This is a genomic window from Stenotrophomonas sepilia (assembly GCF_003244875.1).
GTDB lineage: Bacteria > Pseudomonadota > Gammaproteobacteria > Xanthomonadales > Xanthomonadaceae > Stenotrophomonas > Stenotrophomonas sepilia.
In genome coordinates this window covers 1-14,205 of record NZ_LXXZ01000101.1, presented here as the reverse complement: position 1 = coordinate 14,205, position 14,205 = coordinate 1, and the positions used below count along the sequence as shown (strand labels likewise).

Below are 14,205 nucleotides of genomic sequence, written 5' to 3'. Positions count from 1 at the left end.
CTGTAGAGCCGAGCCCACGCTCGGCTCCACGGCAAGCGGTTTACCCGCGCAGCGCCGCCAGCGACTCGGCCTGCAGCCGCTCGTAGATCTCGAACTCGTCGTTCACCGCCACGCCCAAGGCCTGCTCGAAGGCCTCACGGTTGGCATGCGCGGCATAGGCGCGCTGTTCTTCGCCGCCCAGGTTCGACTGGAAGATGCCCGCGGCACTGACCGGCAGGAAATCCTCGTAGACGATCGGGTCGGCCGTGGCCAGGCCGGCGGCCACCAGCACTTCAGCGGGCAGATCGGCCACGCGCTCCGGCGCGGCGCGGCCAGCGTCGGTCAGCTGGTAGCGGTAATACCCCAGGCCTTCCTGGCGCAGGGTGTCATGGTCATCCGGGAAGCTGGCGAACACCGCCTGCAGGCGCTGGCCGTAGTCGCCGCCGGTGCTGCCTTCACCACCGGCGTCGCGGGCCTGCGACAGCAGCTGGTCGTACAGCGCGCGGCCCTTCGGGGTCAGCGCCAGGCCGCGTTGTTCGATCTCGCCGAAGCGCGCGGTATGGGTGCCGGCATCACCCCCTTCGGCATCCGGGAAGTGCACGGCCTCTTCCAGCGCCTTGAAGCTGGTCTGGCGCAGCAGGATCGGGCAGGCACGACGCGGCGGGCCTTCAATCACCGCCTTGGCCGCCATGCCGTGCTCGATCATTGCCGCCTGTGCAGCGTCGATGTCCAGCGTGCGCGGGGTCAGGTGGTTGATGTGTGGGCCGCGGAAACTGACCACGTCAGCCACCAGGCGGTGCGCGTTGTGCAGGGCGTGGTAGGTCGGCAGGTCGACCGTGGCATCGCCGTGCCAGCGGAAGGTTTCCAGCGCCTCCTGGACGAAGCGCTCGGCATCGGCCTGCAACAGGCCACCGTCGCGCTCGGCCTGGTCGATCAGCGCCAGCGCGCCGTCGGTGAAGATGCGGCGGCGTGCGAGGATCTTCGCCGACTCGGCACGCAGGGCTTCGTCTTCGATCAGCTCCAGGCGCAGCAGCGAGGTGAACACGCGGAACGGATTCTGCGCCAGCGCCGCGCCGGTCAGCGGGCGGAACGCGGTGGAGTGCACCGGCACGCCGGCCACCGACAGGTCGTAGTAGCCGACCGGGTACATGCCCATCACCGCGAACAGGCGGCGCAGTGTCGCTAGTTCCTGCACGGTACCGACGCGGATCGCGCCATGACGCTCTTCATCCAGGCGCGCACGCTCGTCGTTGCGCTGCAGCTGCGCGGCCAGCGCCGGGTCCTGGGCAAGCACCTGCGCGTTGATCCGCTCCACCAGTTCCACCAGCGTGCCGTACAGCGGCACTTCGGTGCGGTACATGCGGGACATGGCCTGCGCGAACAGGCGGCGGATCACATCAGGCGAAACGAAAGAGGCGCTCATCAGTCACTCGATTACGGGAACGGGGAACAGCTCGGACCCGTATTGTCGCCGGAGCGCGTGGCGGCGGCGATACGCAGAGCAACATGACCGGGTAGTGCCGGCCGCTGGCCGGCAACCCCGGATGCCTGGAAAGGATGCTATTGCCGGCCAGCGGCCGGCACTACCGCTTCAACTGGCGCTTCAGCGTGGCATCCAGGGTGATCGGCCGGTCCCAGTGCTGGTAGCTGGCCACGATGGCATGGCGCACAGCCCGGTAGTGCAGATTGTCCGGCTTGGTGGGCATGCGCTTGACCACCGCCTCCCAGCCGCCCTCCGGGTCCTGGCTGAAGGCACGCACGCTGTCGCGGCAGGTCTGGCCACTGGCCTTGGCCCAGAAGCAGGCGAAATAAATGTCTCCTGCCTGCCAGCCGTGGGTGGTGAACAGCGCGCTGATGTAGCCGCGCGGCACGTCGGCATAGCGCGACACTTCGTCGAGGAAGGCGTCGGGGTAGCGTTCGGCGTAGTGGTTGATGTCCTGCAGCTGGGCGTCGACCCAGCTGTCGCCGGTGTCCACTTCATAGGTGGCCGAACGCTCGGCGGTCTGCTGGGCCAGCACGGTGGCCGGCGCCAGCAGCAGGAACAACATCAGCGCGCGCAGTCGGTGGTTCATGCCCCGATTCTGCCGCAGCCGACCGGCCCTGTCAGGCCGCAGCAGCCTTGGCCTCGATCGCCGCCAGTGCGGCCGGCCAGTCGTGGGCGGTATCGGCAGTGACCATGCGCGGTTCGTCGTCGGCCACGCCATGCTGGGTCTCGTGGGCCCAGGTCACTGCGTACGGGGTATGCACGCCCCAGCCACCCAGCGTCACCACCGGCTCGATGTCCGAGCGCAGCGAGTTGCCGACCATCACGAAGCGCTGCATCGGCAGGTCGAATTCGGCCAGCACGCGGGCGTAGGTTTCCGGATCCTTCTCCGAGACGATCTCGATGCGCGGGAACAGCTCGGCCAGGTTGGCGACCTTGATCTTGGCTTCCTGGTGGAACAGGTCGCCCTTGGTGATCAGCACCACCGGGTAGTGCTCGGCGATGGCCGCCACCGCTTCACGCACGCCGTCGATCAGCTCGACCGGGTGGCGCAGGGTGTCGTGGCCGATCTCCAGAATGCGCTGGATGTCCTTCGCGTCGATGCGCTGGCTGGTGATGTCGATGGCCGCTTCGATCATCGACAGGGTCATGCTCTTGACGCCGTAGCCGAAGGTGCCCAGGTGGCGCTGCTGCACTTCCAGCAGGTGGCGGGCGGTCTGGGTGTCATGCACGTCGACATAGCGCGACAGCAGGTCAAGGTAATCCTGCTCGGCCTTGCGGTAGTAGTCCTCGCTCTTCCACAGCGTATCGTCACCGTCAAAACCGACCAGGCCGATGGCGCGCGACGGCGCAGGCGTGGGGGTGTTCATCGCCCAAGGATACAGGGGCCATGGTGACGAAAAAAACCCGGGCGGCCGAAGCCGCCCGGGTTCCCATACGCCCCGATGCAGGACTTACCTGCCCTGCGCACCCTGCGCTGCGCCACCCGCACCAGCCTGCTGGGCGGCCACGTAGGCCTTGTACTCATCGGCGCTCAGTTCGCCGTCCTTGTTGGTATCAGCCTGGTCGAACACCTGGGCCAGGCCGGCGTTCACCTGCGCCTCGGTCTTGCTGATGGTGCCGTTGCCATCGGTATCGATGCTGGCCCAGGTCTGGCCACCGCCATTGGCCTGCGCCGATGCCGCTGCGGCCGCATTGGTCGCCTGGTCGGCGGCCTGGCCGGCCTGTGCAGCCGCCTGCTGGGCCTGAGCGGCTTCGTTCTGCGCCTGCGCGGCCTGCTGCTTGGCCGACTGGGCCATCGCCGGGATGGCCAGCACGCTGCCGGCGGCGACGAACAGGGCGATCAGGGGCTTGCGGTTGCGAATAGTCATCAGGGGTGTCTCCTACCGATTGGGTGGTGTTGCGCGGCGTGTTGATTCCGCACGGCACCTACCCTGCCACCGCGTTTCTGAATCGATTTTGCGTCGCGAGCGGCGCCCACACGCGCGATTAACCACTGGCCTCCACGCATGCTTTAGCGCGGTGGTTAGGGTGAAGTGAGTGGCTCATAAGATGCGCATTCAGCGCCTCTGCATTTAACCGGCAGGCAACGAAAAACCTGCGTCAGTCGACGGTTTTTTCCGATGACCGCGAACTGAACAACACCCATGCAAGAGCAACACCGGCGAGCGCACCGGCGATTTCCAGCACCACACGGCTGCCAAGTTCGTTCGGATCGTGGATGGTGGCCAGGAAGATGCGCGCGTACAGCGGCGATTCCAGCCGCACGATGCCCATGTAGAACAGCTTCCACGCATCGATGCCGGCGGCGATGATCACGGCGATGACGCAGGACCAGCCGATCACGTGCCCCATCGACCACCGCAGCAGGCGGCACAGCTGCGACCACAGGAGGTACACGAGCAGGCCGACCAGCAGGGCAATGGCGCCCGCTTCCAGGGTGCCGAGCAGGCCGAAGTGCAGGGGAAGGTTCATCGGGTGGGCAGGGATGAAGAGGCGGCCAGTGTAAGGGATCTGCTTCGGACCCAATCGGCAGCCACAGTAGATCCACGCCATGCGTGGATGAGTCTCCATCGAGATCGAATAATTCGACGATTGAACAAAGAGCAGCCGAGCATGGGCTCGGCCCTACAACGGACCGCGCGGGAAACTGTCAGAGGCTGGGCGGTGCCCTGCCGTTACCCCTACCGTACCGGGACGTCGTACGCGGTACCGGGATCCGGTTCCGGCTGGAACGTGTAGTGCCACCACTCCTGCGGGTAGTTCACGAAACCACGCCGTGCCATTGCCTGCACCAGTTGCCGCCGGTTCGCCTGCTGCGTCTCACTCAGCCCGCTCGTCTGCGTATGCGCACGCGGCCCGAAGAAGTCGAAGTCAGTGCCCATGTCCAACGGCGTACATGCACCGCTGCGGCAATCCAGCAGGCCCAGATCCACCGTGCCACCGCGGCTGTGGCCGGAGCGCTCGGCGATGTAGCCGTCGGCCAGCAGGCGCGGCTTGTCCAGGTCAGGATACTGCTGTGCCTTGCGCGAGAGCTCGCGCGGATCGTTCACCCAGGCCATGAAGGCCTGCACCGAACGCACCGGCCGGTAGCAGTCGTAGAGGCGCAGGCCGAAGCCATCGGCGCGCAGGTCCTGCTCCACCTGGGCCAGCGCCTTCGCCACCGGCGCCAGCAGGTAGCACGAAGGCGCCTCGTAGCCGGGCACGCGCGCGCCGGTGAAGTTGTTGGCACCCGCATAGCGGATGTCCAGGTCGATGCGCGGCGACAACGTACGGATCTCCACCAGCCCGGCGCTGGCCGCGTCGGTGGCCGGTGAAACGCGCGGTGGCTCAGCGGCGCTGGTGGTCGCTGCCAGGGCAATCGCCAGTACGAGTGAAATGCAGGTCCTGGAAGTCATAGCTGAAGTCGATGTCCGGATCGATGGCGCGCAGGTCCAGTGTCGGTGCCAGGCCCTCACCCGGCTGCAGCCACGCCTGCGCGTCTTCGCCCAGCGTATCCCAGCGCAGCAGCCAGCGCCCCTGCAGCTGCAGCACAGCCCCCTGCAGCCGGGGCGACTTGTCCACGCTGAAGCGCAGGCCGTCCTTGCCCGGGCACAGCGAGGCCGGCCCCAGCCACGGATCGGTGTAGCGGCCGTGCCAGCGCGGCAGATCGGCGTCCGATGCCGGCCGTGCCTCCGACGTCGCCGGCCGCTGATGGCCGCCTGCCGCGCGCGTAGCCTGGTCTGCCTTCAGTTCGGCCAGGTACGCCAGTGCCGGACGCGCCTCATCGGGGGCGGTGAAGCGCTTCAGCGCGGCCTGCATCAATGCGGTGCGCGCATCCTCGCCTTCACCGTTGATCAGCATCACCACGCCCACCTTGCGGTCAGGCAGCAGCGCCAGCGACGAGTACATGCCCGACAGGGTACCGGTGTGCGCCACCTTCCACTGCCCGTCCATGTCCGACACCCGCCAGCCATACCCATAACCGTAGAAATGCGCGTTGTCCCAACGCCGCTGGCGTTCACCCAGCGGCATCGGCATGTGCAGGGTCCACAGCGTACGGCGCTGCTCAGCATCCAACCAGCCAGGTGCCAGGGCAGGATCGAGCAGCACCTGCATCCAGCGCGTCATGTCGCGCAGCGAACAGCGGATGCCGCCGGCGGCCATCGACGGTAGATCCGGGCTGATCGCACCATCGGCGTTCACCACCGCATTGTGGTCGCCATGCCAAGCGTGTGGCTGCGCCACGTTGCCCACCCGCTTCACCGACCACGCCCCCACCTGGCAGCGGGTCATGCCCAGCGGCTCGAACACCTGCTCGCGCATCAGCTGGTCATACGGCTTGCCACCCGCCGCAGCGGCCAGTTCGCCGGCCACCACGTACATCAGGTTGTCGTACGCATAGCGGCTGCGGAAACTGCTGACCGGCTTCAGGTGCGCCAGCCCCGCGATGATGTCGGCACGGGTGAACGCGTTCGGCTCCGGCCACAGCATCAGGTCACCGGCGCCCAGGCCCAGGCCGCTGTTGTGGATCAGCAGGTCGCGCACCTGCATCTGCTCGCCCACCCACGCATCGTGCATACGGAAGCCCGGTAGATGCCGCCGCACCGGATCCTCCCAGCGCAGCTTGCCCTGCTGCACCAGCCGCGCCAGCAGCGCGGCGGTCATCGCCTTGCTGTTGGAGGCGATCTTGAACAGCGTGTCCTGGTCGATGCGGCCGCCGTCGCCACGCGCGCCTTCGGCGTGGCGATAGACCACCTGCCCGTTGTCGACCACCGCGATGGCCAGCCCGGGCAGGTGCTCGTGCTGGACCACGGCGGCGACGTCGGCCTCGAGGGAGGCGATGTCGGTCGCCGAAGCGGACGGTGCGGCCAGTGCCGCCGCGACGATCAGCAGGTGGTACATGCGCGCAGCCCCTCCATTGCCCGCGCCGTCACGGTGGACGGCGCGGATCGTGGCCTCAGAAGTTCCAGGTCACCACCAGCTGGGTGTAGCGCGGGGCCTGCCAGCGCGTCCCGGTGGCGAACGTCGCCTCGCGGTACTGGCCGGGCTGCGCTTCATAGCGCTGGTGCACGTTGATGGTCTTCTGGTTGTTGAACAGGTTGTACACCGACAGCCGTGCACTGAGGTCGATGCCCTCCACCGGCAAACGCCAGGTCACATTGGCGCCTATGGTCCAGGTCCACGGCAGGCGACCGAACGCACCGCGTGGGCTGTACTCGAACTGCCGCTGGTTGTACGGGCCGGAACAGTTGGCCACGCACAGCCAGCCGGTGCCACCGCCGCTACCTTCGCTGGAGGTACTGCCACCGGCGATGGAATCGTTCGGCCACATCACGCCGTAGGCAGTGATCGGGCCACCGGACTGCACCTGCAGTGTGGTTCCGAACGACCATTGCTCGTTCAGCGCGTAAGCGGCACGCAGCTTGAACTGGTGGCGGAAGTCGTTGAACAGCACGCCATAGCGCTCGTTGGTGGCCGGATGGTCCCAGAACTGAACCATGCCCGTGTCGCCGTAGTTGGTATCGGAATTCACAGGGCCTTCGAAATTGCCCTCGCTCTTCGACCACAGGTAGGACGCGTTGAACATCCACTTCTCGTCCCAGGCACGGTCGATCTGGAACTCCAGTGCCTTGTAGGTGCGCTTGGGCTTGGAGTAACCGATCACCTCGCCGCTGCCGCCCTTCCGATAGCCGCTGTTGGCGGTGTCAATGGTGATCCAGCCTTCGTTGGCGCAGCCGATGCTCTTGTCGCCCCAGATCGTCAGGCTCTCGCCCGGGTTGGCGATCGGCCACAGCGTGCTGGGGGTCGGGCCGCATGGGGTGTAATTGATGCGGATGTCGTCCAGCGCACGGGTCATGCGTCGATAGGTGGCGTTGACGCCCCACGACCATGCCTGGTTGATCATGTTCTGGAAGCCCAGGATGTACTCGTCCTGGTAGACCGCCTTGAGGTCGCGATCCACACTCTGGCGCAGGTCGGCACCGCCGGTGTTCATGCGGGTGTCGGTCGGCCCGATCTGCTGGCCGACGACCGGTGCCATGTACGGTGAGCCGGTCGGCGAGGTTTTCCGCTCCCAGCCATTGAGCACGTAGTAGCTGTACTCGTCGGTCAGGCCACCTGCGAAATTCACGTTGATGTTGTTGGTGACAGGCAGGTAGTAGCGGCCGGCGTTGCCGAACAGCTTGGTGCTGCCATCACCGCGCATGTCCCACGAGAAGCCGACGCGAGGTGCGATCAGGTCATCCATCTTGATGAACGCCTTGCCGGCGGCGGTACGGTTCTCGAAACGGTCCCAGCGCACGCCCAGGTTCAGCATCAGGTTCGGGGTGATGTTCCAGATGTCTTCCACGTACAGCGCATTGGCTTCGGTCTCGAACGTGCCGCCCGACTTGCGGTTGCGCGCACGGAGCATTTCGGTAACGCCAGCCGGTACGTAGGCATTGGCACCGTCCCAGACTTCATCGCCGGGGCGCGCCACGTAGGCGGTGTAGCTCAGTTCGGTCGGGCCGGGGTAGCGGGTGGACTGCTTTGTGGTCATCAGCTCACGGTCGACACCGAAGCGCAGCAGGTGGTCACCCAGCTGCCATTCGAAGTCCAGTCGCGCCACGTCACGGGTATCGTCACGCTCGGCCACTGCCGTGCCCGTGGGGTGGCAGCCTGCGCGCAGGCCCTGCAGCTTGCTCAGGCGCGGGCCGTAGGTACTGTCGGTGAACACGGGGCTGCAGGCCTGATCCAGCGATGAATTGGTGAAGGCACGCTGGTTGTTCTGGCCGACCATGGCGCGCGCGGTGAAGTTCTGTCCGAAGTGGCCGGTGTAGGTGGCCGACCAGTTGCGGCCGCCGGTCTCGGTGACCGAATCGCCGCCCCAGGCGCCGAGCTGGTCGGCGTTCCAGTTGTAACCGTACGACGCATTGGTGACATCGCCCTCATCCGAGAACGCCAGCAGCGCCAGGCTGTGGTTGTCGTTGATGTTCCAGTCCAGCTTGGTGCCCCAGAAGCCGTTGCCGGAATCGTTCTTGAACCAGGTACTGCCATCGGACGAGGTGTTGTGTCCCTTGTCGCTGCGGTCTTCGTACATCGCGAACAGGAACAGCTTGTCCTTGACGATCGGGCCGGAGCCCCACACGTTGGTCTTCAGGAAGGAGTTGTTGTCGCGGCTGCCGTAGGAATGCGGGGTGCCGTCGCGGTGGAAATGATCGCCGCCACTGGCGCGCCACGCACTGGGCTCGGCGGTGACTTCAACACCGCCCTCGAATTCGTTGCTGCCCGAACGGGTCACCGCATTGATCACGCCACCGGTGGAGCGGCCGAACTCGACCGAGTAGCCACCGGTCTTGACCTGGAACTCCTTGAAGAAGGCGAACGGCGCGGTGCTGAAGCCGCGACGGGTATACATGTCGGTGACATTCAGGCCATTGATGAAGACCGCATTCTCGGCCACCGATGAACCAGCGAATGACAGGCCGCCGAATGACGAGTTGCCGCCGACCACGCCCGGCGCCATCAGCGCGACCGCAGACAGGTCCTGCGCCACCGGCAGCCGCGAGATCTCCTGGCGGTTGATGTTGAAGGATGTCTCGGTGGAGTAGACGTCCACGCGGTTGACCACTCGGGTGCCGACCACCTGCAGCGCATCGAGATTGGTGACGCCGCCGCCACTGGCCAGGTTGACCGTGGTGGTACCACCTACTGCCACACTGACAGCAATCTGATCGCCCAGCTTCTGGCCATCGCGGCTGAGCTGCAGCTGGTAGTCACCTACCGGCAGCTGGCCGAGGCGGTAGCTGCCGTCGGCGCCGACGGTGACGGTACGGGTCAGACCCGTACTGTTGCTGACCACGGTCACCTGGTCACCCGCGGTTGCACGGCCGGCAACTGCGCCGCTCACGTTCTGTGCCATCGCGATGCCGGGCAGCACTACGCCCAGACACGCCCCAAGGGCGACGCACAACGCCGCCCGCTTGATGCTGTAAGCCTTCATCCCCTGCTCTCTCCTGCAAGAATTGAATGGTGTGGAATGCGGTGTGTCGCGCTAGCGTTGCCTGGCTGGCAGTACCCGCCACTGGAAGTCGTAGCTCCATTGGTCGAAGTACAGGTTGCCGCCTGCCCACTCGGCCTCGCCGCGCTGCGAGTCGACCGTTTCCGAGCGGAAGTGCTGCTTGGCCGGCACGAAGGGCTGGCCGAAATCGTCGTTGAATGCGATGCGGTAGCCGTCGAGGCCACCCAGGTAGAAGTCACGGAGGGCCGGCACATCACTGGCCAGTGCGCCGGTGGTCACGTCCATCGGTAGCCAGCCATACGGCGCCAGGTAGACCTGCCCCCAGTCATGCAGGTTGTTGTAGCCGCTGCCGTCGCCGGAGAACACCATGCCCGACTGCCAGCGCGCGGGAATGCCGTTCAGGCGCAGCAGCGCGATCAGCAACAGGGTCTGCTGCCCGCAGTCGGCATGGCCGGCACGCAGTGCGTAGTCGCTGATGTTGCTGAGCGTGGAATATTCGCGCGCACCGGCCCATGGAATGCGGTCGACCGCGGCAAACAGCTTGCGCAACACTTCATACGGGCGCGTCTCGCCCTGCAGCACCTGGTCGGAGAACAGCTTCAATGCCGGGGTGAAACGCACATGCGGCAGCTGTTCGGCCAGGTAGGGCTTCAATGCGGGATCGTTCGGTGTCGCCTGCACCTTGGCCGGATCGATCGCGGTATGCCGGGCGAAGATCGTGACCGCGTAACGGATCTCGAAACGGGTCGGCTGCCCGGCAACCGCTTTGGCTTCGAGGTAGGCGGTGCGTTGCTGGGTATGGGCCGGAGCCACGCGCGCCTTGCCCGGGGTGCTGCCCAGCCACTGCACCTGCTCCTGCTGGCCGGGGATCTCGCGCGGGTATGGAATCCAGGCACGCACGGTCTCGCCGGCCGGCACCGCATCGGCCTTCACCGTCAGCGACTGGGTGAATTCGATGCGCTGCGGCAGCACCGACGCCTGGCCACGCTGCTCGGACGCGGCCACCACGCGCGCGTGGTGTGCGTTGAGCACTTCGCTCGGGCCCGGAGCGGGCATCGGTGCATCCGCGCGGCGACGCGCGCGTGCTTCGTCGCTGAGCAGGAACAGGTTCGAGGGTGCGCGCTTGAAGTACCAACGCTCGCCATCGATATCGAGATGCTCGATCAGGCCGAGTTGGTCCCAGCGCGCAAATTCCTCGTCGGTCAGATCGGGAATGCCGCGCCGTACGGCGTCCTTGGCGGCGCTTTCGTCGAGGGCGAAATCCAGGCGGATGCGGCGCATGCGCTCGCGCTGGAACGCTTCGTCAGTGGCGGCGGGTGCAGTGGCCAGCAGCGCGTCGGCGTCGCGGAAACGGCCGCTGTCGATCAGGTCGATCACCTGCACTCCTCGCGCGCGCTGCTGGCTGCTGCGCTCGTCTGCTGCGTGCGTGGCCGACACCCACAGCAGCAGCACGGCACACAGGCCGGCGGCAGGCAGACGCGGTTTGCGAACGGCAGGATCCACAGCGACACTTCCCCAGCGCGGGTGGTAACGGCTGTGTAACACGGGCCGGGATGTCGGTCAATAATTTATTCTTGCTTTCGTAGCCAAAAGGAATAAATATTCCAACAGGCATTCGAGGAGGGTGTGCACCGCATGAGCCTGGCTTTCCGCGAACGGCACCGGCATTGGCCGCGCCGCTTGACCCTGGCCCTGTGCCTGCTGGCCGCTCCGGCCTTTGCACAGGCAGCCCCACCGCCCGACCCGGGTGCGCCGCTGCCCTATGTGATCGGCCTGCACGAGGCCTATCTGACCCCGCAGTACTGGGCCGCGCGCCTGGACAACGCCGATGCGCCGATTCTGGATCGCGCGCAGATCGAAGCACAGAACGCGCGCATGCGGGCGCAGGACAGCCACATCCAGGACATCGCCGCACTGCCCGCCCAGCTTGATGCGGCGGCGGTGCGTGCCAGCATCACCGCGCTGTCGAGCTGGCCCACCCGCGCTCTCTACAACGACAAGGGCCAGTCGATCGCACCCGCGCTGCGCAGCGCGATCGAAGCCAACCTCGGCCTCGATGCGATTCCCACACAGGTGGCAGCGCAGTATGGGCTGGTGGTGAAGCGTGCCGCGCTGCGCACCTTCCCCACCCGCGTGCGCGTCTTCAGCAGCGTCGGTGACACCGACATCGACCGCTTCCAGGAATCGGCACTGTTCCCCGGTGACAAGGTCGCCGTGGTCCATCGCAGTGCCGACGGCCGCTGGCTGTTCGTGCACAGCGAGCGCTACAGCGCGTGGATCGAAGCCGACGCCATTGCCCGCGGCGACAAGGCCACGGTGCTCGGCTACGGCGCGAGGGGACCGTACCGGATCGTCACCGGTGCCACCGCGCAGACCGCCTATACCCCGGAGGAGCCGCGCGTCTCGCGCCTGCAGCTGGACATGGGCGTGCGCCTGCCGGTGCTGGCCGACTGGCCCGCCGCCGAACCGGTGAACGGCCAGCAGGCCCACGCTTCGTGGGTGGTGCAGTTGCCGGTACGCGAAGCCGATGGTCGATTGAAGCTGGTGCCTGCGCTACTGCCGCGCTCGCAGGACACCGCCGCCGATTACCTGCCGCTGACCCCGCGCCTGCTGCTGCAGCAGGCCTTCAAGTTCCTGGGCGAGCGCTACGGCTGGGGTCACGACTACGACACCCGCGACTGCAGCGGTTTCGTCTCCGAGATCTACCGCAGCTTCGGCGTGCTGCTGCCACGCAATACCAGCGCGCAGGCGGTCAGTCCGGCGCTGGATCGCCTGCCGTTCACCGGCAAGGACGGCAAGGCGGTGCGCGACCGTGCCGTCACCCGCCTGCAGGTGGGCGACCTGGTCTACATTCCCGGTCATGTGATGATGGCCATCGGCCACGTCGACGGCCGCACCTGGGTGATCCACGATACGGCGGGCGGCAGCTGGTTCGGTGCCGACGGCAGACGTGTGCAGGCCCATCTCAATGGTGTTTCGGTCACGCCGCTGGAGCCGATGATGGCCAGCGACACCGTCCGCTACATCGACCGCATCACCAACATCCAGCGCCTGCGGGCCAAGACTCCTGAATGAAGATCACCGCCATCGAACTGGGCATGCTGCGCGTGCCGTTGAAGACACCGTTCAAGACCGCGCTGCGCACGGTGGAGACCGTGGAGGACGTGGTGGTGCTGATCCGCACCGACACCGGTCACACCGGTTACGGCGAGGCACCGGCTACAGCAGTGATCACCGGTGATACCCACGGCTCGATCATCGAAGCGATCCGCCACTTCATCGCACCGCGCCTGATCGGCCAGGACGTGGTCAACCTCAACCACCTGTGCACGCTGGTGCAGACCGCGATGGAGCGCAACACCAGCGCCAAGGCCGCGGTGGAGATCGCGCTGTACGACCTGTGGGCGCAGCTGCACGGTGCCCCGCTGTACCAGATGCTCGGTGGCGGCGACCCGGTGATCACCACTGACATCACCATCAGCGTGGACTACATCGACAAGATGGTGGCCGATTCGCTGTCGGCGATCGAGCGCGGCTTCGAGTCGCTGAAGATCAAGGTCGGCAAGGACATCGGACTGGACATCGAACGGGTCAAGGCCATCCACGCCGCCGTGGAAGGCCGTGCCCTGCTGCGCCTGGATGCCAACCAGGGCTGGACTGCCAAGCAGGCGGTGCATGCGATGCGCACGCTGGAGGAAGCCGGCGTGGTACTGGAGCTGCTGGAGCAGCCGGTGAAGGCCGCGGACATCAGTGGCCTGAAGTACGTCACCGACCGCGTCAACACGCCGGTGATGGCCGACGAAAGCGTGTTCAGCCCCAGCCAGGTGATGGACCTGATCCAGCAGCGCGCGGCCGACATCATCAACATCAAGCTGATGAAGACCGGCGGCCTGTCCAATGCGATCCGCATCGCCGACATCGCCGGCATCTACGGCGTGCCGTGCATGATCGGCTGCATGATCGAATCGAGCATCAGCGTGGCTGCGGCTGTGCACCTGGCCGTGGCCAAGAGCGATGTGATCACCAAGGTTGATCTGGACGGCCCCTCGCTGGGCCAGTTCGACCCGGTCAGCGGTGGTGTGCATTTCAACGAATCGGAGATCAGCATCAGCGACGTGCCGGGGCTGGGTATTACTGAAGTCCGTGGGCTGGAGATGCTGGGTTGATTTCTGCCTTGCGGCTGACGTTGCGTGCCACTGACGTTGGGTCGCGCGTTACTTTTCTTTTCGCGAAAAGAAAAGTAACCCAAAGAAACGCTCCGCCGGCCGCGAGCCGGTGCTACGCACCGGTTCCCTGCGCTCCTCGGCCCGTCGAGGGACGGCGCGGGAACTCGCTACGCTCAGACACCCGCGCCTCTTCGCCCTCGCCGGACCTGCGGTGCTCGGCTCGCTTGAAGGCGGACTCAACGGCAGCTCCGGGCAGATCCACGCCATGCGTGGATGCTCCTGCTTCTGCTCTACCTCGTATTCTCTTCGCGGCTGGCACGCGCGCGATCTGTCCGGGGTCAGGCGGTTGGGGATTGCGGGGGTGTCCGCCGCATGGGCCCGAGGCATGCCTCGGGCGGGTTGGGCAGGACGCCCAACCCCGGTCTTGCCGTTTGCGCAGGACAGCGCAAACACGCAAGCGCGGCCAAGCCTACACGGACGTACTTGCGGCGTCCCCCGCAATCCCCACTCGCCTGACCCACCCCATGACCGGCTCTCCGCGGCCAACCGCAACGCGTTCCCCTATGCTCCAACGCACACCCCTGTCCCTCTCTCAT

The 14,205-nt window shown here is 66.4% G+C and carries 11 protein-coding genes; 2 read left to right on the top strand and 9 right to left on the bottom strand.

All coding sequences use genetic code 11. From position 1 onward, the window contains the following. Window positions 1-40 precede the first annotated feature (40 nt). The 9 genes from hglS to A7X97_RS20300 all read right to left on the bottom strand — a co-directional run bounded on the left by hglS (window position 41) and on the right by A7X97_RS20300 (window position 10,946). Window positions 41-1,402, bottom strand: a complete 1,362-nt coding sequence (gene hglS, locus A7X97_RS20340; protein ID WP_072169046.1) for a 2-oxoadipate dioxygenase/decarboxylase HglS — start codon at window positions 1,400-1,402, stop codon at window positions 41-43. A gap of 160 nt (window positions 1,403-1,562) precedes the next feature. Further along, window positions 1,563-2,051: a hypothetical protein gene (locus A7X97_RS20335; RefSeq protein ID WP_072169045.1), complete on the bottom strand. Its 489-nt coding sequence runs from the start codon at window positions 2,049-2,051 to the stop codon at window positions 1,563-1,565. A gap of 31 nt (window positions 2,052-2,082) precedes the next feature. Further along, window positions 2,083-2,832, bottom strand: a complete 750-nt coding sequence (locus A7X97_RS20330; protein WP_088497041.1) for an HAD family hydrolase — start codon at window positions 2,830-2,832, stop codon at window positions 2,083-2,085. 84 nt (window positions 2,833-2,916) lie between these two features. Continuing rightward, complete coding sequence (locus tag A7X97_RS20325; RefSeq protein WP_072169043.1) at window positions 2,917-3,333, bottom strand: EF-hand domain-containing protein; 417 nt, start codon at window positions 3,331-3,333, stop codon at window positions 2,917-2,919. 232 nt (window positions 3,334-3,565) lie between these two features. Then, window positions 3,566-3,937, bottom strand: coding sequence for a hypothetical protein (locus A7X97_RS20320; RefSeq protein ID WP_088497043.1), 372 nt, complete (start codon window positions 3,935-3,937; stop codon window positions 3,566-3,568). A 209-nt stretch (window positions 3,938-4,146) separates the two neighbouring features. Continuing rightward, on the bottom strand, window positions 4,147-4,860 hold the full coding sequence (locus tag A7X97_RS20315) for a M15 family metallopeptidase (RefSeq protein WP_245885085.1): 714 nt from the start codon (window positions 4,858-4,860) through the stop codon (window positions 4,147-4,149). Next, complete coding sequence (locus A7X97_RS20310) at window positions 4,793-6,346, bottom strand: serine hydrolase domain-containing protein (protein WP_088497045.1); 1,554 nt, start codon at window positions 6,344-6,346, stop codon at window positions 4,793-4,795. Before A7X97_RS20310 ends, A7X97_RS20315 begins: the two co-directional genes overlap by 68 nt. A 55-nt stretch (window positions 6,347-6,401) precedes the next feature. Continuing rightward, a complete protein-coding gene (locus A7X97_RS20305) occupies window positions 6,402-9,425 on the bottom strand; it encodes a TonB-dependent receptor (RefSeq protein WP_111008374.1) in 3,024 nt (1,007 codons plus the stop codon). Window positions 9,426-9,476: 51 nt separating this feature from the next. Continuing rightward, window positions 9,477-10,946: a transglutaminase-like domain-containing protein gene (locus A7X97_RS20300; protein ID WP_088497047.1), complete on the bottom strand. Its 1,470-nt coding sequence runs from the start codon at window positions 10,944-10,946 to the stop codon at window positions 9,477-9,479. A 132-nt stretch (window positions 10,947-11,078) separates the two neighbouring features. Between A7X97_RS20300 and A7X97_RS20295 the strand changes: the two genes are divergently transcribed. Together A7X97_RS20295 and A7X97_RS20290 are read left to right on the top strand one after the other, a co-directional pair. Continuing rightward, window positions 11,079-12,518, top strand: coding sequence for a C40 family peptidase (locus A7X97_RS20295; RefSeq protein WP_088497048.1), 1,440 nt, complete (start codon window positions 11,079-11,081; stop codon window positions 12,516-12,518). After that, window positions 12,515-13,609 (top strand): dipeptide epimerase, encoded by a 1,095-nt coding sequence (locus A7X97_RS20290; protein ID WP_012478950.1) that lies wholly within the window; start codon window positions 12,515-12,517, stop codon window positions 13,607-13,609. Before A7X97_RS20295 ends, A7X97_RS20290 begins: the two co-directional genes overlap by 4 nt. Window positions 13,610-14,205: the final 596 nt, after the last annotated feature.

Excerpts from the sequence above, each read along its gene's own strand:
- hglS (WP_072169046.1), bottom strand. The coding sequence starts at position 1,402 with ATGAGCGCCTCTTTCGTTTCGCCTGATGTGATCCGCCGCCTGTTCGCG.
- A7X97_RS20335 (WP_072169045.1), bottom strand. The coding sequence starts at position 2,051 with ATGAACCACCGACTGCGCGCGCTGATGTTGTTCCTGCTGCTGGCGCCG.
- A7X97_RS20330 (WP_088497041.1), bottom strand. The coding sequence starts at position 2,832 with ATGAACACCCCCACGCCTGCGCCGTCGCGCGCCATCGGCCTGGTCGGT.
- A7X97_RS20325 (WP_072169043.1), bottom strand. The coding sequence starts at position 3,333 with ATGACTATTCGCAACCGCAAGCCCCTGATCGCCCTGTTCGTCGCCGCC.
- A7X97_RS20320 (WP_088497043.1), bottom strand. The coding sequence starts at position 3,937 with ATGAACCTTCCCCTGCACTTCGGCCTGCTCGGCACCCTGGAAGCGGGC.
- A7X97_RS20315 (WP_245885085.1), bottom strand. The coding sequence starts at position 4,860 with ATGACTTCCAGGACCTGCATTTCACTCGTACTGGCGATTGCCCTGGCA.
- A7X97_RS20310 (WP_088497045.1), bottom strand. The coding sequence starts at position 6,346 with ATGTACCACCTGCTGATCGTCGCGGCGGCACTGGCCGCACCGTCCGCT.
- A7X97_RS20305 (WP_111008374.1), bottom strand. The coding sequence starts at position 9,425 with ATGAAGGCTTACAGCATCAAGCGGGCGGCGTTGTGCGTCGCCCTTGGG.
- A7X97_RS20295 (WP_088497048.1), top strand. The coding sequence starts at position 11,079 with ATGAGCCTGGCTTTCCGCGAACGGCACCGGCATTGGCCGCGCCGCTTG.
- A7X97_RS20290 (WP_012478950.1), top strand. The coding sequence starts at position 12,515 with ATGAAGATCACCGCCATCGAACTGGGCATGCTGCGCGTGCCGTTGAAG.